This window comes from Streptomyces sp. NBC_01017, from assembly GCF_045162795.1.
In the GTDB taxonomy this organism is placed as follows: domain Bacteria; phylum Actinomycetota; class Actinomycetes; order Streptomycetales; family Streptomycetaceae; genus Streptomyces; species Streptomyces machairae.
On sequence record NZ_CP108683.1, the window covers coordinates 886,233 to 904,787 of the forward strand.

The window sequence follows — 18,555 nt, forward strand, 5'->3', positions numbered from 1 at the left end:
ACTGCCGACGTTGCCGCGACCTTCTTTGAAGCCAGGGCCGGGGCTCCTCGCCGGCCGCCCCGGCCAAGGCCTCCTACCTGATGACCAGTCAGGTCAGCAGGGGTGTCGTGCAGGCTGATTGGCCGTGCGACCTGCATCTCGCCGTGATCGCTGCTACACCACATGCGGGACACGACCCCGCCCGGACGCATGCATGCCGCGTACCGCCCGGACGGTCGACGATCCCTGGAAAGGACAACCGAGGCGTCAATCGTTCGGCGGGTCAGACCACCCCAGGCGATACAGCCGACATCCTCACAGACGTTCGTACAGTGGCTCGCTCCACCTGGACGCCCAGACCCACGCCCGCTCCACCACGGTGTACGTGGTGTGGGTCGACGGCGTGCGGGACGCAAACCGTCGACCGTGACGGGGTGAAAGCGTCGCCGCTACCGGCTGCCCGGGTTGCGCGGGGGCGGGCGTGCGGGCAGAACCGGGGGTACCGGGACCGGCCCTGTGGGGCGGGGTGACCCCGAGGTGGGCGTGGTGTGATGTGGGTCTCTCATCTGGCTGACAGGGGGGTGTCCCCCGGATCCCCGCGGTGCCGCACTACGTCGCGTGCTGCCGTGGGCCAGAAGGTCGTCGCGGCCCTGTCTCTCGTCACCCCCAAGGAGTCGCGATGTCACTCGCCTCGATGACCACCCTGTTCCGAAGGTCCGGCCACGATCCCGTCGGAGGGAACAGCAGCAGGCGCGGCCCCCGGCGGCCGGCCACGATGGCCACTGCCCTGAGCTCGGCCGGAGTCCTGTGCATCGCCGGAGTCATGCCGTTGACACTGTCCGGCACCGCACACGCCCTGGACAACAACTGCGAGCCCCCCAACGCCGGCACCATCACCTGCACATACAACACCACAGGTGAACACCAGTTCACCGTCCCCGACGGGGTGACCTCCGTGGAGGTGATGGCGATCGGCGGCCACGGCGGCAGGTCAGGCGGCGGGGTGAGTGGAGGACAGGGCGCCCAGGTCTCAGCAACACTCGCTGTGGACGATGTACCGACCCTCTACGTTCAGGTCGGCGGAAACGCAACCGGCGGGACTTGTCAAGCAGTTCCGGGTGTGGAGTGTATCGGAGGCTTCAACGGCGGCGCCAACAGCTGGGCCGGCGGCGGAGGGGGCGGAGCCTCCGACATCCGCACCGAGCCCCGCAACATCCCTCTGACCGATGATGATTCCCGCCTCGTCGTGGCGGCAGGCGGCGGAGGAGGCGCACAGTCTGGGCAATGTGCCGGAGGCGTGGGCGGGGCCGCTGGGGAGGCGGGCCGACCTGGCGATTGCAACGGCGGGGCCGGCGGCGGGCCGGGCACCGCTACCGGAGGCGGCGCTGCCGGTGACGGAGGCGCGGCAGGGGGCGCGCTTGGTTCCGGCGGCACCGCGGAGTGGAACGCCGCCGGCGGCGGAGGCGGCGGCGGGCTCTACGGCGGCGGAGGCGGCGGAGGCATACTCATCCATCAGCCTGACTTCATTATTAGTGGTGCGGGTGGTGGCGGTGGCGGTTCCTCCTACGGCGGAACCGATTCCCCGACGGATGCGGCGCCGAGCGTCACCATCACGTACCACAGCGGGCCGGTCTTCGCCGATACGGATCCGGCTGTTTTCACGCTGGGCAGCGAAGGCGAGTTCACAGTGTCCGCCAGCGGCGTACCCACTCCCGCCCTGACTGCGCAAGGCCTGCCGTCCTGGGCAGACTTCACCGACAACGGTGACGGCACCGGCACCGTGACCGGCACACCGGCGGGCACCGACGACCTCGGCACGCCTACCTTCACGGTCACGGCCGAGAACAGTTCCGGGACCGTGTCCAAGGAGTTCACGCTCACCGTCGCGAAGGCACCGACCAACGTCACCATCACCGGGACGGATCCGTCCGCGCCCTCCGCCACCGACAAGATCACGGTGACTGCCGACGTCCGAGCCGGATCCGGTGTCAGCGGACTGCCCGCTCCCACCGGCACCGCCACACTGACCGAGGGTCCCGGCAGCGTCCTGGCGCAGGCAGACGTCTCCGACGGCAAGGCCGTGTTCCACGACGTGCAGCTGCCCGCCGGCCACTACGCCCTGGGTATCAACTACAGCGGGGACGCCATATACAAGAATTCCGTGAAAAAGGCGGGCTTCCGCCTTGATGTCGGCCCGAGTATCACGCCGCTCACGCTCCAGGACGCCACCCAGTACGTCCCCTACACCGCCCAGCTGACAACCGGCGACGACACCGACAACACCGACTTCGCCGTCACCGACGGCACTCTGCCCGCCGGCCTGGAGCTGACTGCCGCAGGCCTGATCAGCGGCACCCCCACCACTGCCGGCACCGCCGACTTCACCATCACCGCCACCAACGACGAATCCGACCTGCCGCCCGCTACCCGCACCTACCACCTCACCGTCTCTCCCGTCTCCTGCACCACCACCGGCCTCGACCCCCACGCCGTCCACATCGTGAACGGCACCGCCGGCAACGACGTCCTCACCGGCACCCCCGGCAACGACATCATCCTCGGCAAGAACGGCAACGACACCATCAACGGCGCCGGCGGCAACGACCTCATCTGCGCAGGAACCGGCAACGACAAAATCACCACCGGCGCAGGCAACGACACCATCAACGCCGGCGACGGCACCAACACCGTGGACGCCGGCAACGGCACCAACACCGTCACCACCGGCAACGCCACCGACAGCATCAAAACCGGCACCGGCAACGACACCATCAACGCCGGCAACGGCACCAACAGCGTCCAGTCCGGCGCCGGCAACGACACCATCACCACCGGCACCGGAACCGACAGCATCGTCGCAGGAGCCGGCGACGACACCGTCAACGCCGGCAACGGCACCAACAGCGTCCAGGGCGACGACGGCAACGACCAACTCACCACCGGCACCGGAACCGACAGCATCCAAGGCGGCAACGGCAACGACACCATCCGCGCCGGCACCGGCACCAACACCGTCAACGGCGGACCCGGCACCGACCAATGCACCCCCCTCGGCACCCAATGCGAAACACTCGCCCCCTAACCCCCCAACCCCTACCCCCCCCAACAACGCAGACAAGGCAAACAACATAGGAGCAGCTGAACACGACAAGCACACACCGCGGGCGTCCAGTGGGTACCCCACCCCCACCGGACGCCCGCCCCCACGCCAGGCGTGCCTGGCGGACCTCAGCGACACCGTGCCGAACCTTCGCATCCGGCAGCCCGGGAGTACGGCAACAACCCGGTGCCCTTCGTGTGCCCGCCCCGGCGGCAAGCCGCGGGGAGTCACGGCGGACGACAGCTGAGGCCGAGCTTCTACAAGGTCACCGGCGCCCGGCCCGGACGCATGCACGCCGCGTACCGCCCGGACGGTCGACGATTCCCGGAAAGGACAACCGAAGCGTCGAGGGTTCGGCGGGTCAGACCACCCCGGGCGGTACAGCCGACATCCTCCTTACCTTCTTGCTTGGGTTCGTCCTGGTCCTTCGTCCAATCGGGAGGCCCAGGGTTCCGGGTGTGGCTGCCATCCTCATGCCGTTGGTGTGGCTCACTGTGACTGGCCGCCCGGAGCCCCGCGACGACTCGGCCGCTCATGGGGATGTGCGAACTGGATCGCTGTGTAAGGACACGTCGGCGAGGTCGTCTGCTGGGACATACGACGGACGACGATGGAGGTGGCCGTGCCCGAACTGTGGGCTGGTACGGACGCGGGCAAGGCGGAACATCACTGCACGGTGATCGACGGCGACGCCCAGGTGGTGCTCTCGCGGCAAGTGGCGAACAACGAGCCGGAACTGCTGGAGCTCATCGGTGATGTGCTCGACCTGGGCCGGGACGTGACATGGGCGGTCGATCTGAACTCCCGCGGGCCGGGCTGCTGATTGCGCTGTCGCCGCTACCGGCTGCCCGGTGCGCGGGGGCGGGCGCGCGGGCAGAGCCCGGGGTACCGGGACCGGCCCTGTGGGGCGGGGTGGCCCCGAGGTGGGCGTGGTGTGATGTGGGTCTCTCATTTGGCTGGCAGGGGGGTGTCCCCCGGATACCCGCGGTGCCCGCACCACGTCGTGCTGCCGTGGGCCAGAAGGTCGTCGCGGCCCTGTCTCTCGTCACCCCCAAGGAGTCGCGATGTCACTCGCCTCGATGACCACCCTGTTCCGAAGGCCCGGCCACGATCCCGTCGGAGGGGACAGCAGACGGCGCGGCCCCCGGCGGCCGGCCACGATGGCCACTGCCCTGAGCTCGGCCGGAGTCCTGTGCATCGCCGGAGTCATGCCGTTGACACTGTCCGGCACCGCACACGCCCTGGACAACAACTGCGAGCCCACCGGCACCACCATCACCTGCACGTTCCTCTCCACATCCACAGGGGAGGAACAGACCTTCACGGTCCCCGACGGGGTGACCTCCGTGGAGGTGACCGCGATCGGCGGCCACGGCGGCTTCTCGGCCGGGGCGGCTGGAGGACAGGGCGCCCAGGTCTCGGCAACCCTCGCTGTGGACGATGTACCGACCCTCTACGTTCGGGTCGGCGGAAACGCAACCGCCGGGTCTTGTACTGGTGGTGTGCAGTGTGTCGGAGGCTTCAACGGCGGCGGCAGCGGCACCTCGGACGGCGGAGGAGGAGGGGGCGGAGCCTCCGACATCCGCGCCGAGGAGGACATCCGCCTCGTCGTGGCGGCAGGCGGCGGAGGAGGCGGACGGTTTAACATCGGCCAGTTTGGCGGCGGCGGCTTCGGACAATGTGTCGGAGGCCTGGGCGGGGGCGCTGGGCAGCCGGGCGGAAATGGCCAATGCGCCGGCGGAACCGGCGGCGCCGCGGGCACCGCTACCGAAGGCGGAGGCGGCGGCACACCCGATGGGGCGGACGGCACGCTTGGTTCCGGCGGCGCCGGGGGGACCGGCGGCGGCGGAGGCGGCGGGCTCTACGGCGGCGGAAGCGGCGGCGACCAGGTCCCCGCCGGCTCCGGTCGCAGTGGTGCGGGCGGTGGCGGTGGAGGTTCCTCCCTCGTTCCCGACGGCGGTTCCGTTGCCCTGACGAGTGCGGCGCCGAGCGTCACCATCACGTACGAGGCCAGTGCGCCGGTGTTCGCCGATACGGATCCGGCTGTTTTCACGCTGGGCAGCGAAGGCGAGTTCACGGTGTCCGCCAGCGGCGTACCCACTCCCGCCCTGACTGCGCAAGGCCTGCCGTCCTGGGCAGATTTCACCGACAACGGTGACGGCACCGGCACCGTGACCGGCACACCGGCGGGCACCGACGACCTCGGCACGCCTACCTTCACGGTCACGGCCGAGAACAGTTCCGGGACCGCGTCCAAGGAGTTCACGCTCACCGTCGCGAAGGCACCGACCACCGTCAGAATCACCGGGACGGATCCGTCCGCGCCCTCCGCCACCGACAAGATCACGGTGACTGCCGACGTCCGAGCCGGATCCGGTGTCAGCGGACTGCCCGCTCCCACCGGCACCGCCACGCTGACCGAGGGGCCCGGCCCCGTCCTGGCGCAGGCAGACGTCTCCGACGGCAAGGCCGTGTTCCGGGATCTGCAGCTGCCCGCCGGCACCTACCTCCTGGGCGTCCACTACAGCGGGGACGCCGTATACAGCGTCCCCACGCGCGGGGTGAGCTTCCGCCTTGATGTCGGCCCGAGTATCACGCCGCTCACGCTCCAGGACGCCACCCAGTACGTCCCCTACACCGCCCAGCTGACAACCGGCGACGACACCGACAACACCGACTTCGCCGTCACCGACGGCACTCTGCCCGCCGGCCTGGAGCTGACTGCCGCAGGCCTGATCAGCGGCACCCCCACCACTGCCGGCACCGCCGACTTCACCGTCACCGCCACCAACGACGAATCCGACCTGCCGCCCGCTACCCGCACCTACCACCTCACCGTCTCTCCCGTCTCCTGCACCACCACCGGCCTCGACCCCCACGCCGTCCACATCGTGAACGGCACCGCCGGCAACGACGTCCTCACCGGCACCCCCGGCAACGACATCATCCTCGGCAAGAACGGCAACGACACCATCAACGGCGCCGGCGGCAACGACCTCATCTGCGCAGGAACCGGCAACGACAAGATCACCACCGGCGCAGGCAACGACACCATCAACGCCGGCGACGGCACCAACACCGTGGACGCCGGCAACGGCACCAACACCGTCACCACCGGCAACGCCACCGACAGCATCAAAACCGGCACCGGCAACGACACCATCAACGCCGGCAACGGCACCAACAGCGTCCAGTCCGGCGCCGGCAACGACACCATCACCACCGGCACCGGAACCGACAGCATCGTGGCAGGAGCCGGCGACGACACCGTCAACGCCGGCAACGGCACCAACAGCGTCCAGGGCGACGACGGCAACGACCAACTCACCACCGGCACCGGAACCGACAGCATCCAAGGCGGCAACGGCAACGACACCATCCGCGCCGGCACCGGCACCAACGCCATCAACGGCGGACCCGGCACCGACCAATGCACCCCCCTCGGCACCCAATGCGAAACACTCGCCCCCTAACCCCCCAACCCCTACCCCCCCCAACAACGCAGACAAGGCAGACAACATAGGAGCAGCTGAACACGACAAGCACACACCGCGGGCGTCCAGTGGGTACCCCACCCCCACCGGACGCCCGCCCCCACGCCAGGCGATCCAGCTGCAGGCCCGTCCAAGCAGCACCGGGCCGGTGCAGGCCGGTCGAAACGGCGCCGGGCCCGATCAGTGGCGCATGGCGGGGACGGCCGATCGGCCACCCGTCCTCCTGGCGCCCCCGGCTCCGCGAGCGCAGCCGACGCCGGTGGACATGCCCAGCCGCTCACCCGAGTCGAGCCAGGTACCATCGTTGACGTCATCCGGGTCGGCCACGTACTCCCCCGGCTCGGTGACCCGCCCTCCCCGGTCCCCCGGCCCCCGCCCCTGGCCCTGGCCCCGCCCCTGGCCCTGGCCCTGGCCCGTCACGATCCTGCTCCTGGACGACGACGGCCGCACCACATGCACACCGCCACGAACTGCGGCTCCCGCCGGCTCTTTTCCGGCCGTCGGGCCGCGCAAATTGATGCACTCCTCGGCACAGGACGCCGCGACCTTTTTCCCAGGAAGCGGCCTTCTGCTGCAGTTCACTCAGCTCGCGTTCCTGCTCGGGCCTAGCCGCGCCCGTTCATCCCCCGAGAGACCCGGCTCCTCGCCCGGTACTACAGCCGGTTGTTCACGTGACGTGATGATGATCGGACTCGTTGCTGGTGTATGGGGCTGTTGCTGCCGTCGGGTCTGGTCCGGCGTGATGAGCTGACCGCGGAGGTGCTGGGAGGCGGACCTGGAGGCGTTGTGCGTGTCGGTGGACGATGTATTCCGTCGGCCGGCGTCGCGGGAGAATCTGCGGGCGATGGTGCGCGGGCTGCTGTCGGATGTGCCGCGCAAGAACATGGGGCAGGTCGCGGAGGCGGCCGGGCATGCCTTGTTGGACCGGTTGCCCGACTTCCTGGCCCGGGCCGCCTGGGACGCCGACGAACTGCGCGACCGGGTGCGGGAGTTCGTGGTGGACTCGCTGCAGGCGGAGGACGCGGTGCTGATCGCGGACGAGACCGGTGACATCAAGAAGGGCACCAAGAGTGCGGGGGTGGACCGCCAGTACACAGGTGTCACCAGGCAGGTCGAGAACGCCCAGGTCAGCGTGCACCTGTCCTACGGATCCTCGCGCGGGCGGGCGATCATCGACCGGGAGCTGTATGCCGGGCAGCACTGGGCCGGCCGCGGTGAGGAACACCGTCGGCGCTGCGAGGAGGCCTCGATACCCCAGGAGCGGGCCCGCGCCGTTGTCACCAAACCGGAGCCGGCCCGGCGCATGGTCGAGCGTGCGCTCGAGGCCGGGGTGCCCTTCAGCTACTTCCTGGCCGACGAGCTTTACGGCGGCTCGCGCGCCCTGCGCGCCTGGCTCAAAAGAACACCAGGTCCGCTGCGTGATGGCGATCCCGAAGAACGAGGTGCTGCCGCTGGCAGACGGCCCTGCCCATCAGGCGCGGCAGCTGTGAGCGAGGCTTCCCGGGACACTGATGGAGCGCCGCAGTTGCGCGGACGGGGCCAAGGGACCGCGCGCCTACGACTTCGCCGTCGTCGCCCTGGCCGATACCCCTCACGGCCTGGCACGGACCCTGTTGATCCGCCGCTCCACCGTGCCGAACAAGAAGAACAACAACGGTGAACTCGTCCGCGAGGTGGCCTACTTCCTGTGCCACCACACCCCCGGCACTCTGGCCGAGCTGGTGATCACCGCGGGTCAGCGGTGGATGGTCGAGGTGTGCCACCCGTAGTGCTCCCCATATCGGGATGGTCTTTCATGGCTCTTGCCTCTCGGTGTCGTTGTGGGGTTCGGGTGGGACCGGGGCCTGCCAGCGGGTTTTTGTGTGATGGCCGCGGGGCAGGTCGCGCAGTGCGCGGAGCCGCTGGATCTCTGCGGCATCTGCTCGGATGATCCGGAATCGCAGGCCGGGGCGCCTTTCCGAGGTGATCCAGCCGCGGTAGATCCAGGAGTAGACGGTGTTGATGGGCAGGTCGAGCTCCGCCGCGAGCGTCTTGACGGTCCACTGGTCCGTAGGCAGGTCCGGGGCGGGGGTGCGGCGGTGCCCGGGGACGCGGATGTCGTGGCGGATCAACAGATTGCCGACCTGCTCGGTGGTGAAGCGGGTGGTGCGTTTGGGCGGCCGCAGCCCTTCGGCGTTGAGCCGTGCGGTGATCTGGCCGACGTTCAGCCCCTGACCGGCCAGATCGGTCAGCCGCTGCAGCAGGTGCGGGAAGTACGACAGCTGGTCGTAGCGCAGGACCGGTCGCACCGCCCGGCTGTGGGTCTCGAATCCTCCGGCCCAGGTGATCGTGACGTCGACCAGCAGCGGGCTGCTGTTTGGGATGGCCGGACCATGGTGCCGGGACCGCTCCACGTGGAGGAGGGCCGGCCTTTTCCGTCCGACGGCAGTCCGGTCTCTCACCCTTGCCATGCCCTCATCCGCCCCCGGGCCGGACCGCCCCGACATCCCGGACCACCCCGCCTACCAGCAGATCCTCACCGCCCTGGCCGACGCGGGCCGGCCGATGCGCGCCCGCGACCTCTGCCGGGCCCTCGACCTGCCAATCCTCCCGAACTGAAACGCCTGGTCAGCCGGGGCATCCTCAACGAACCCGAACCTGGCTTGTTCGCCCGCCCCAACACCTGAGGACTCCCACTCGCGACCAGCAATCCCTCCCCAGCCTCAACCACGAAACGGACAAGACCTCACGTTCCGCACTCTGACAACCCTGGCCGAGGCCCTCGACCACGTGACGGTGCCCTCTGCAGGGCAGTGTGCGAGGCAGCTGGTGGTGCATGTCCTGCTGCCTGGAGGTGCGAAGGGCCCGCAGGGGGGCGGCCCTACGGTGAGAAATGTGCCGGAGGGTGGGGCAAGGCTTGGAGACGCGATGACAGAGTGGCCGTGGGACCCCGCGGATGATTCCGGTTTCTGGAATGACACGGATAACTCTGCTTCGGGCCGCCAGGACCAGCAGGCAGGTGTACGCACACCGGTGCCTGGGGCGCAGTCCTTGTTCGGACAGAGCGCGACGTCCGAGGAGCAGCTGTGGAATGCCCTGAACGAGCTGGGTGCGGTGGAAGAATGGACCGGCCAGGGTGTGACGGAGCAGCTGGGAAATGACGCGCTCCGTGTACTGAGGGACGTCGCGGACAGTTACGGGATCACCGCCGCGGGCAATGAGGACCTGGCCTCTGTGGTAGTGGCACATCTAGCGGCTCAGGCGGCCGCGGCGGCCGGGCCGCCGACCAACAACCCCTACACCCCGCCGCCGACCACTGCCCCGCCCCCGTACACCAGTGCCGGTATCGGCGACGACCGCCAGTTGCTGCAGTGGTGCATCGACTACGGCTACGCCCGCTCTCCGTACCAGCAGGTTCGTGCCGGCGTCATGGCGCAATGGCAGTACGAGACGCAAGAAATCGACGGCTGGCTGCTCGGGCTGGCCGCTCGGTTCGGCCTTTCCACCGTCGGCGTCGACGCCGACGGCCTGTGGCAGGCCATCGTCGCCAGCAGCACACCCGCCGCCGATGACATGCCCGCCGGCGGCCGGGGCGACGGTGCGGACGACCAGGTCATGGCCGACGCACCCGCGCGGGAGGCCGCTGCGCCGTGGCAGTGGTCGACACGGGACAAGGAAATCCTGCTCAGCTTCCTGAACGGCGCCGACCTCGACCTCGGCCTGGCCGAGCCCACCCTGGACGGGCTGCAGGAGCATCTCGACGCACACTACGCAGCCGCCGGCGACGGCCCGCGGCCCGCAGACACCCGCACGTGGCTGGCCGGAGCCTTCCGCAACTCCACCTTCGTCACCGAACAACTGGTACCCGCCGCCACCTCCGCCGGCCTGCCCGCCCCCACCAGCACCGAAGACCTCCCCGCCTACCTGTACCAGGCCTGGACCCTGCTGCGCGCCAGCCGGTGGACCGACGCGGACGAGCAGACCCTGCAGGACTTCCTCCAGCCCTACAGCCACCCCCAGCCCGGCGGCCCCCGCCCGGCACCCACCCTGAAAACCCTCCACACCTACCTCACCGCCCGCCTCCAGCCTCCCCCCGCCAAAGCCGGCCCCTGGATCCACAACGCCCGCCGCTACTCCTCCACCGCCCACACCATCATCAACACCCACCCCGACAACGCCCCCACCCCAGCCGACAACGCCACCGCCTGGCTCACCTACCTCACCAACCCCACACAACCCCCCACACCCGCGCCCCCGCCGGCCCTGCCACAGATCCCGGCACGGAACATCCCACAGCACCCGGCGCCGGCGACCGGGCCGGACACCGGCCCGCCCGCACCCAAACGCCGGCGCACCGGCAGCGGCTCCGCCCCCGCCGTCGACCTCGCCACCGTCGACGCCCAGGCCGTCCAGGACCGCCTGGACCGCCTGAGCGACTACCAGCGGTGGATCGTCAGCGGCCTCCTCCACGGCCACGATCCCGCCCAGATCGGCACCTACCGCATCTACTACACCGGTCCGGAAGCGACCGACACCGCCGCCCCCGCACACACGGTGGCTACGACGATCCAGACAGTGGGGGAGGCGCTCGGCCTCAGCACCGCACCCGAGACGCTGCTCAACGACCTGCGCGTGCTAGGCATCCAGGACCCTGGCACCTACCACGGCGCCCATTACGAAGCCCTCCACGCCGTGCACGAGAACGACGCCACCTACATCGCCCGGGCCAACGCCATCGCCGCCGACCCCGCCAGCCCGCACCGGTGGTACCTCTCCGCCGTCCTCCACGGCGACAGCGCCCCGCAGATCACCCGGACCCTGCGGGCGAACGGCACCCCCAAAAACGCGGCCTCTGTCGACAGAGGCCTGGACCGGCTGAGCCGCGCGCTCGGCATGCCCGCTCACTACACACCCGACACCATGCGCGCCAAGCTCCTCGAGCTGCAGCGCTCAAAGCCGGGCGCCATCAACGACCCCGGCCTCTACACCACCGCCGACCGCGACCTCGACACCGCTCTCCTCGACGACGCAACGATCGCCGAACGCGCCAACCGACTCGCGGTGGGGACTGACGACCGCCTGCGCCTCATCCTCAGCGCCGCCCTCAGCGGCGAGAACATCGACACCATCACCCGCACCCTCCAGCGCACCCGGACACGCGGCACGGCCACGTACACCCGAACGGGCATCGAAAAAATGCTGCGGGACCTGGGGCGGGACCTGGGGCGGGAACTGGGGCTGAAGCTGACCCCCAACCAGGTCCGCCTGAAGATCCATTCACTCAAAGACCGGATCACCGACCCCGGCACCTACGACACCACCGAACGCAACCTCGCCGACACCCTCCACACCGACGACACCACCGTGAACAACACCCTCACCCTCACCAACCCCCTCCACCGACGCACCCTCCAAGCAGCCCTCGACAACGCCACCATCCCCGGAGTACAGACCGCCCTCGGATACACAACCGTCCACCCCGTATACAATGCGCTGAAAAAACTGGGGAATGCGCTCGGACTCAACGACACCGGCGCCGGGGTTCTGGCCACCATCCAACGCCTCCGCGACCGCATCAACACCGCCCGCAACCAGAACTGACAACCCTGCCGGGGCGTGAACCCAGGCCTGGGGTCTGTACGGTCCTGGACAGACCCACTCGGCAGTGCCCGAGCCCGGCCCACTGCGCCGCGCAGCCACGTGGTCACGGCGGAGTGGCGCAGCATGTGGAGGCGCAAAAGGGGTGGTCGGCGGCGCGAGCCAGGCGGTCGAGCACGCCCTTGATGTTGAGGGAGGACATCGGCCGGCCCACCGGCGGGCGGAAGAGATGGACGAAGTCCATGTCGCCGCCGTCCGCGCCGGCGGTGTGGCACTCGTAGGTAGTCGGTGTACGGGGCGACCAGGTCGGCGGTGACCGGCACGGTCCGTGGCCGGCGGGACTTGGCCGGCGCGCCCTTGGGGTTGCCGTTCTTCCTCCGCTGGGGGTTGGATCGGTATCGACACGGCGAGGCGTGGATTGCCTGATGCGCAGGTTCTGGATTCCCGCTCTCCTCGGCAAGTTCCCGGCTCCACTCGCGGAATCTGCCAGTGAGTGCGAGAACTTCGGGCGCTCGCTGATTCGCCGGTGCAGGGTGCCCACCTGCGTACGTGCGTTGATGTGACCGCGGTACGTCTCCAGGAACCCGCGTGAACTCCAGTTACCCGGGCGGACAGGGCGCTGGTGCAGCCGATCGCGGCGAACACGGTCCGGAACAGGGCGCGTTCGAGCAGGCGGTTACCGCGATGGGGTGCGTCCCCGCCGCGGATGGAGGTCCCCGAGGACTTCGTCGCGGGGGCGAGTCCGGTGTAGGGGCGAGGTGTCCAGCGGTGGGGAAACCTCTGGCGTCGCCGATGGCGGCGATCACGGCGGCCGTGGTCCCGCATGGGGTCCCTGTCCGCGAAGAGGCGCCTCACCGGCCGGACGGCCTCCACCCCCATCAGCCGAGCGCCGAACTATTGCGGACCCGCCGATCTCCAACTGAAAAGGGGTTGATCACGACGCGGTCCGCGCCCCGGGCCGTCAGGCGTACAGAGAGACCCACACCTCCGCGTTTTCGTCCTTGGATTCCAGCCAAATGCTGTACAGACACCGGGGCGCACGGGTATCACGCCGTCGGGATACCTGATCGAAGTTTCGGATGACCAGGCATTTCCTTCCGCTCTCCCCCGCTTCGAATCGGACAGTGAACTCGTCGGACCCATCGGAGGTGACCGAGGAGGAGTTGAGCACGTCCCAGAGCCGCATCTTGCAGGTGACTGATTCGTCTTCCGCGGTCCCCTCGGTCGTCGCGTCTCTCGCCGTACGCAGCAGAAATTCGACGACGACCACGTCCTGCAAAACGTCGATCCAATCGCCGTCCACTCCGAACATTTGACTGGCACCCAGCGGGATACGCTCCGGGCCGCGCAGGCTCAGCTCGCGAAAGTACTCCCGGGCCCCGGGCGGAGCAGCGATCTCTCCCGCATAGTTCTCTTTCGTCCACCACGTCATGTACCGATGCTGTCACCTGGACACCAGTTCCGGGTTCCCCGGCAGGTTTCCCGTTCAGGCACAAAGGGACAACATGCCTCTCCGAGCGGGTCTGGTCCAAAAAGTGAAGGATGACCCAGGTCCGTGGGGTGATCGGTGGGGTGTGTTCCGGCGGCCTCGATGGGATCGAAGTGGACGGTGAAGCCGGGGGCGCTGGCCTGACGGGGTGATGCGGCGCATGGCTCGCTCGGGGGCGTGCTCGGCGTAGTGGCCGCCGCCCGAGGTCGTGCTAGGCGACGCCGTCAGCGAGCATGTTGTCCGCGGCCGGGACCGGGTATTCGAGAGCGACGAGGGCCTTCTTCCTGCCCGGGCGGGGTACGAGCCGGTGATAGCGGGCTCCGAGGCAGGTCTTCTCCTTGGTGCGGGAGGCGGCCATGGCCGCGGCACCCGAGCCGGCGGTTGCCGTGGCGTCTTCGGCCGGACACTCAACGGACGTCCTTGCTGCGGGAGTTGGCGGTGAAGGGACGGGTGCCGGTCAGCTCGTCATAGACGGACAGCGGACGCCGGCCGACCCCGACACGTGCGGCTGCGGTTCGGTTCAGCAGAACTTGCAGCGGTCCGGTTCCCGATCCGACCGGCTGGCCGCGGCCGGGCGAAGGCAGAGAGTCGCCGGTGGTGACCCGGCGGCCGGCGCCGGTGGGCAGGCCATCCCAGTGCGATTCGTCCATGATGTGGGCTCCACGGCCGAGCGCCCGCGAGTGGACGGCCAGCAACGTCAGCGACGGTGGAGCGCAGTATGACCTGAGACTTCGTGGCCCTGATCCCGACCAGCCGGCGGGGGCGGACCTTGCGGGCGGGCACCGAGTAGAGGTTCGCGTCGAAGGCGACCAAGCAGTCCCCTCCGACGTGACGCAGGTGCCGCTGGGCAGCCACATAGGGGGACTTCGGCAACCCACGCAGAGCCGTCTGGTCGCGCGCGGCCCGGTGTCCGATGACCTCACCGTAGGTGCGGTGGACCTTCGCCCGCCGCAGCGGCACCCAGGCCGCGAAGGCGGCATTCACCTCCTTGACGGAGGAGAAGGCCCGGCCTGCCGGCACATGATCACGGACGAAACCCGACAGGAAGAACCCGGACAAGACCAGGCCTTGACCGGCCCCGCCGTTTCAGTGGTGACACTTCCCTTCACCCCTCCTCGCCGCCTAGATCAAATGCCCTCTCAGACGCCCGCGTTCCCCATGTGACAGCACCCCCGGCAGCGTGAACGCGCGATGAAAGGCTTCCGGTCCGTCGGATCAGCACAACGGTCCCTGTCCGCGTTCGGTCGTGTCCCTTCTTGTGGTGTAGCCGATCATCCGGTGGTCGTGTTGGTGGTGTTGGGTAGTGCGGGGGCGCTTTCGGGGCGCTCGGCGGGGTAGATCGTGTCCATGCTTCCCTCGGGCAGGTAGCGGCGGGGGAAGGCGATCCATTCGTCGTGGAGTTCGAAGAGCACGGCGGTGACCAGTCGCAGGAGTGCGTCGTCGTTCGGGAAGACCTGGACGACGTCGGTGCGGCGTTTGATTTCGCGGTTGATCCGCTCCAGCGGGTTGGTGGACTGGATCTTCTTCCAATGTCGTTCGGGGAATACGGCGAAGGCGGTCAGGTCGCTCTTCGCCTCCAGCAGCATCTCCTTGACCTTGGGGAACTGTGTGCCGAGCATGTCGGCGACGGTGTCCAGCTGGGTGCGGACCGCATCGGCGGTGGGCTGGGCGAAGATGGTGCGAATGGTCGCAGCAACCATCTCCGCTGAGTCCTTGCTGATCACGCTGAACACGTTGCGCAGGAAATGGACCCGGCAGCGCTGGTAGGCCGCGCCGAGCATGACCTTGCGGATCGCCTTGACCAGGCCCGCGTGGTGGTCACCGAGCACGAGCCGGACACCGCCCAGGCCGCGTTCACGCAAGGAACGCAGGAACTGGGTCCAGAACACTTCGGTCTCGCTGTCGCCGACCATCACGCCCAGTACCTCGCGGCCGCCGTCCTCGGTGATGCCGGTGGCGATCACCACGGCACGCGAGACGATCTGGTGGGCGACCCGCGCCTTGCAGTAGGTGGCGTCCAGGTAGATGTAGGGGAAGCGGACGTGGTCCAGGGGCCGGCCACGGAACGCCGTCAGCTGAATGTCCAGGTCGGAGCAGATCCGGGAGACCTCGCTCTTGGAGATCCCGCTGTCCGCACCAAGCGCCTTGACCAGCTCGTCGACCGATCGTGTGGACACGCCGTGAACGTACGCCTCCATGATGACCGCGAAGAGGGCCTGGTCGATGCGGCGGCGTCGTTCCAGCAGGCTCGGGAAGAAGCTGCCCGCGCGTAGCTTAGGTATCGCCAGGTCCAGGTCACCGGCCTGCGTGGTCAGCGTCTTGTCGCGGTGCCCATTGCGCAGCGCGGTGCGTGTCTCGGTCTGCTCGTTCCACTGCGCACCGATCCTCGACGTCGCCTCGGCCTCGATCAGCTCCTGCAGCATCCGCTCGGCCACGGAACGGACGAGTTCGAGCCCGTCCGCCGAACGCAGTGACTCCAGCAGCCGAAGTAAGTCATGCTGGGACAGGGCCACCATGCACCTCCTGGTCGAATTGGCCTTCTACCAGGGAGAATTGCATGGTGGCCGTCTGCCAGGCAGGGAGCGCAATCCAGGCGGCCGTACGCCCCCAGGCGCACACCCTCACATTGATCGGCTACACCACAACAAGGGACGCCATCCCGCGTTCACCGGGATCTCACCCCACTTCCACCCCCACCGCCACCTGGCGGCCGCCGGCCGCCACCGCCTCGACATGATGATCCGCTTCACCGTCTGGAACCACATCACCGGCCGGCACGAGCCTGCCCGCCACGACCTGAACCACAGGCCGCCCCGCCCCCGGTCACACCCCCAGCCGATCACGCCCCCGACAACAGCAGCACCCTCCTGGGAGGGTCCGCCGTCCCTGCCCCCTGCCCCCCAGGGCAGGGCCGGATACGGTCACGGACCGCACAATGCGGTGCAGGACAACCGGCCCCCTGCTCCGCAAAGGGCCGAACAGCGCCTCCGCTTCCCGTCCTTCCCCCAGCCCGCAGCCCGCAGCCCGCAGCCCGGGACACAGAAAAAAAGGGGGGCGGGGCCAGGAGAACGGAACAGACACAATGGAGAACTACCCCCCTCCTGCCGCCAGCAGCGCCGGGCAGGCCGGCAACGAGGAGGAAAACATCCTCCAGGCGATCCTCTTCCAGTCCACCACCCTTCAAAACCCTGATCTCCAATGGCTTGGCCACCAGCTCCAGACCCACTACAACGACGGCTACCTCGATCATGAGCTGTGGCTGTGCCAGATGTACGGGAGTTCTCCCACCGTGGCGAATCTGTGCGGCAACCGCCCCATTACTGCCGATGGGGCCGAGGATGCCTGGGACGATCTCGTCGGCGCCTACTACACGTGGTACAACGCCGTCTACCAGCCGGCCGCCCGCCCCGCAGCCGGACCCGTATCCGCCCCGCAACAGCAACAGCAGATCCAGGGAGCCGGCTACGTCTGGACACCCGATCCGCCCCCACAACCCGCACCAGCCGCGGCCCCGCCCGTCCACCCCCCCGCCACACACGCCTGGTCACAGATGGACGAAGGTGCCCTCATCCGCATGCTCGACACGTGGGTTGCCCTGATGGACCAGCAACCCACATGGGACACCATCACCGACGGCCTGGCGCAACTCCTGGAGGAGGAAGAAATCGACGACGACCCCGCAGCCTGGTGGACCGCTGCCTGGGAGTCTTCCCGCGGACGGATCGCATACCTGCGGCAATACAACCGCCAGCGAGCCGACGCTTCCATAACCCTCGATGCACAAATCGCCTACGCCTGGCAATCAACCCAGTGGGCCCTCGCCGACCAGCAACAGCAAACCCAAAACCAGCCCCAGCAACCCACATACACCTGGACCCCCGACCCCCAGACCCAACAGCAGCACTCCCGAAACCAGCCCACACCCCACCCGGCTCCACCATCCTCGAGCGGACAATCAAGGCCCGGGAAGCGGAAACAACCCGCACCAGACCCTAACTTCACTGAACAAAAAGACAACCAACGTAAACGCCAACGCCAACGCCAACGCGCCGTTGGCGAAAACGCTTTCAGCCAGACAATGAAGGAACTGCGCGCAAACCTGACGCAGCAGCAGATTGCAGACAGGTTCGGTGTCACACAGAATTTTATTTGGAGAGGCGAGTCCGGCAGCTACATCGATCCGGACAGGGCACGCCGCTGGATCCAGGCGGTGACAGGCAACCCAAAAATTCAAGAAAAGCTTCAAACGCTCTATAATGAAATATACCAAGGCGGGGAAGGCGGCAGGGATCCCGCAATGCTGGCATTCCGGGAACGGATGCGTCAACTCCGCGGAGAGGGGAAATTCCGCCTAACAAATGTCGCGGCTGCAGTCGGCGTATCGCACGCAACGATTGCGAATTGGGAGCACGGGAGCAAGGAACCTGCAGTAGAGAGCCAGGAGAAAGTTAACAAGTGGATCAACTTCCTGACGGCAGGACTGCAAGACAAGGAAAGCGTCCGCACGGAGCTGCGCCGGCTCTACCAGAAGGCAACGGGGCGGAAGATTTCGTGGACCGACTGAACTGATAGCCCTGTCTGCCCTGCGGACGAACATGGAGATCCGGACCACCATGGCCACCGGAGGCAGGCCACCGGGCCCGTGCCGACGTCTACTGTGCCGGAGACCGGCACAGTAGACGTCGGCCGGGTCCGCTGGACGGCCACCCGGGAGTGGTCGACTTCAGTGCCTGGTCGGCGCAGCTGATCTGCCGTGAAAGGACCGGCAGCGGGGGGCGAACTTGTCGCGGACTCTCATCGCGCGTTCGTGCTGCCGGGTGGGCTGGTGGGTTGTGTCCTGAACGTGAAAGGGAGTTGGTTGTAGGACTGACTTCTGGACATGGTGCTGATGGACCACAGTGGCGTCTGTGGCCTGG

Annotated in this window: 13 protein-coding genes and 4 pseudogenes; 9 read left to right on the top strand and 8 right to left on the bottom strand. The window is 68.3% G+C overall.

Features of this window, described 5'->3' with window-relative positions:
* Nucleotides 1-658 precede the first annotated feature (658 nt).
* The 3 genes and pseudogenes from OG331_RS04385 to OG331_RS04395 all read left to right on the top strand — a co-directional run bounded on the left by OG331_RS04385 (nucleotide 659) and on the right by OG331_RS04395 (nucleotide 6,552).
* Complete coding sequence (locus OG331_RS04385) at nucleotides 659-3,061, top strand: glycine-rich protein (RefSeq protein ID WP_406191732.1); 2,403 nt, start codon at nucleotides 659-661, stop codon at nucleotides 3,059-3,061.
* A gap of 628 nt (nucleotides 3,062-3,689) precedes the next feature.
* A pseudogene (locus OG331_RS04390) lies at nucleotides 3,690-3,890 on the top strand (transposase); the annotation flags it as partial.
* A 253-nt stretch (nucleotides 3,891-4,143) separates the two neighbouring features.
* On the top strand, nucleotides 4,144-6,552 hold the full coding sequence (locus OG331_RS04395) for a putative Ig domain-containing protein (protein ID WP_406191734.1): 2,409 nt from the start codon (nucleotides 4,144-4,146) through the stop codon (nucleotides 6,550-6,552).
* A 201-nt stretch (nucleotides 6,553-6,753) separates the two neighbouring features.
* Here OG331_RS04395 and OG331_RS04400 read toward each other — a convergent pair whose 3' ends face one another.
* Nucleotides 6,754-6,993 (bottom strand): hypothetical protein, encoded by a 240-nt coding sequence (locus tag OG331_RS04400; RefSeq protein ID WP_406191736.1) that lies wholly within the window; start codon nucleotides 6,991-6,993, stop codon nucleotides 6,754-6,756.
* Nucleotides 6,994-7,369: 376 nt separating this feature from the next.
* Here OG331_RS04400 and OG331_RS04405 point away from each other — a divergent pair, with 376 nt between their 5' ends.
* Together OG331_RS04405 and OG331_RS04410 are read left to right on the top strand one after the other, a co-directional pair.
* A complete protein-coding gene (locus OG331_RS04405; RefSeq protein WP_406191738.1) occupies nucleotides 7,370-8,233 on the top strand; it encodes a transposase in 864 nt (287 codons plus the stop codon).
* Nucleotides 8,205-8,342 carry a hypothetical protein gene (locus tag OG331_RS04410; protein ID WP_406191740.1) on the top strand — a complete coding sequence of 46 codons (138 nt, stop codon included), beginning with the start codon at nucleotides 8,205-8,207 and terminating at the stop codon, nucleotides 8,340-8,342. Before OG331_RS04405 ends, OG331_RS04410 begins: the two co-directional genes overlap by 29 nt.
* Nucleotides 8,343-8,366: 24 nt before the next feature.
* Here OG331_RS04410 and OG331_RS04415 read toward each other — a convergent pair whose 3' ends face one another.
* Nucleotides 8,367-9,023, bottom strand: coding sequence for a hypothetical protein (locus OG331_RS04415; protein WP_406191742.1), 657 nt, complete (start codon nucleotides 9,021-9,023; stop codon nucleotides 8,367-8,369).
* On the opposite strand from OG331_RS04415, the gene OG331_RS04420 reads away from it, so the two are divergent.
* Together OG331_RS04420 and OG331_RS04425 are read left to right on the top strand one after the other, a co-directional pair.
* On the top strand, nucleotides 9,022-9,171 hold the full coding sequence (locus OG331_RS04420; RefSeq protein WP_406191744.1) for a hypothetical protein: 150 nt from the start codon (nucleotides 9,022-9,024) through the stop codon (nucleotides 9,169-9,171). The two genes, OG331_RS04415 and OG331_RS04420, sit on opposite strands and share 2 nt — an antisense overlap.
* Before the next feature lie 432 nt (nucleotides 9,172-9,603).
* A complete protein-coding gene (locus OG331_RS04425) occupies nucleotides 9,604-12,153 on the top strand; it encodes a hypothetical protein (RefSeq protein WP_406191746.1) in 2,550 nt (849 codons plus the stop codon).
* Nucleotides 12,154-12,256: 103 nt separating this feature from the next.
* Here the strand turns inward: OG331_RS04425 and OG331_RS04430 are convergent, their stop codons facing one another.
* From OG331_RS04430 to OG331_RS04450, 5 genes and pseudogenes are all read right to left on the bottom strand, one after another.
* Nucleotides 12,257-12,394 carry a hypothetical protein gene (locus OG331_RS04430; protein WP_406191748.1) on the bottom strand — a complete coding sequence of 46 codons (138 nt, stop codon included), beginning with the start codon at nucleotides 12,392-12,394 and terminating at the stop codon, nucleotides 12,257-12,259.
* Between the two features lie 425 nt (nucleotides 12,395-12,819).
* Nucleotides 12,820-13,029: pseudogene (locus OG331_RS04435) on the bottom strand (hypothetical protein); the annotation flags it as partial.
* 82 nt (nucleotides 13,030-13,111) lie between these two features.
* Nucleotides 13,112-13,582 (bottom strand): hypothetical protein, encoded by a 471-nt coding sequence (locus OG331_RS04440; protein WP_406191750.1) that lies wholly within the window; start codon nucleotides 13,580-13,582, stop codon nucleotides 13,112-13,114.
* A gap of 268 nt (nucleotides 13,583-13,850) precedes the next feature.
* Nucleotides 13,851-13,997, bottom strand: coding sequence for a hypothetical protein (locus OG331_RS04445; protein ID WP_406191752.1), 147 nt, complete (start codon nucleotides 13,995-13,997; stop codon nucleotides 13,851-13,853).
* Between the two features lie 49 nt (nucleotides 13,998-14,046).
* Nucleotides 14,047-14,671, bottom strand: a pseudogene (locus OG331_RS04450) (Mu transposase domain-containing protein); the annotation flags it as partial.
* A 132-nt stretch (nucleotides 14,672-14,803) separates the two neighbouring features.
* Here OG331_RS04450 and OG331_RS04455 point away from each other — a divergent pair.
* Nucleotides 14,804-14,890: pseudogene (locus OG331_RS04455) on the top strand (IS6 family transposase); the annotation flags it as partial.
* Between the two features lie 20 nt (nucleotides 14,891-14,910).
* Here OG331_RS04455 and OG331_RS04460 read toward each other — a convergent pair.
* Nucleotides 14,911-16,155 carry an IS256 family transposase gene (locus OG331_RS04460; protein ID WP_406191754.1) on the bottom strand — a complete coding sequence of 415 codons (1,245 nt, stop codon included), beginning with the start codon at nucleotides 16,153-16,155 and terminating at the stop codon, nucleotides 14,911-14,913.
* A gap of 566 nt (nucleotides 16,156-16,721) precedes the next feature.
* Here OG331_RS04460 and OG331_RS04465 point away from each other — a divergent pair.
* Complete coding sequence (locus OG331_RS04465; RefSeq protein WP_406191756.1) at nucleotides 16,722-18,203, top strand: helix-turn-helix domain-containing protein; 1,482 nt, start codon at nucleotides 16,722-16,724, stop codon at nucleotides 18,201-18,203.
* Nucleotides 18,204-18,555: the final 352 nt, after the last annotated feature.

Bases quoted from the DNA above. Each gene is read 5' to 3' on its own strand.
- OG331_RS04385 (WP_406191732.1), top strand. From the start codon at position 659: ATGTCACTCGCCTCGATGACCACCCTGTTCCGAAGGTCCGGCCACGAT.
- OG331_RS04395 (WP_406191734.1), top strand. From the start codon at position 4,144: ATGTCACTCGCCTCGATGACCACCCTGTTCCGAAGGCCCGGCCACGAT.
- OG331_RS04420 (WP_406191744.1), top strand. From the start codon at position 9,022: ATGCCCTCATCCGCCCCCGGGCCGGACCGCCCCGACATCCCGGACCAC.
- OG331_RS04415 (WP_406191742.1), bottom strand. From the start codon at position 9,023: ATGGCAAGGGTGAGAGACCGGACTGCCGTCGGACGGAAAAGGCCGGCC.
- OG331_RS04430 (WP_406191748.1), bottom strand. From the start codon at position 12,394: ATGGACTTCGTCCATCTCTTCCGCCCGCCGGTGGGCCGGCCGATGTCC.
- OG331_RS04440 (WP_406191750.1), bottom strand. From the start codon at position 13,582: ATGACGTGGTGGACGAAAGAGAACTATGCGGGAGAGATCGCTGCTCCG.
- OG331_RS04445 (WP_406191752.1), bottom strand. From the start codon at position 13,997: ATGGCCGCCTCCCGCACCAAGGAGAAGACCTGCCTCGGAGCCCGCTAT.
- OG331_RS04460 (WP_406191754.1), bottom strand. From the start codon at position 16,155: ATGGTGGCCCTGTCCCAGCATGACTTACTTCGGCTGCTGGAGTCACTG.
- OG331_RS04465 (WP_406191756.1), top strand. From the start codon at position 16,722: ATGGAGAACTACCCCCCTCCTGCCGCCAGCAGCGCCGGGCAGGCCGGC.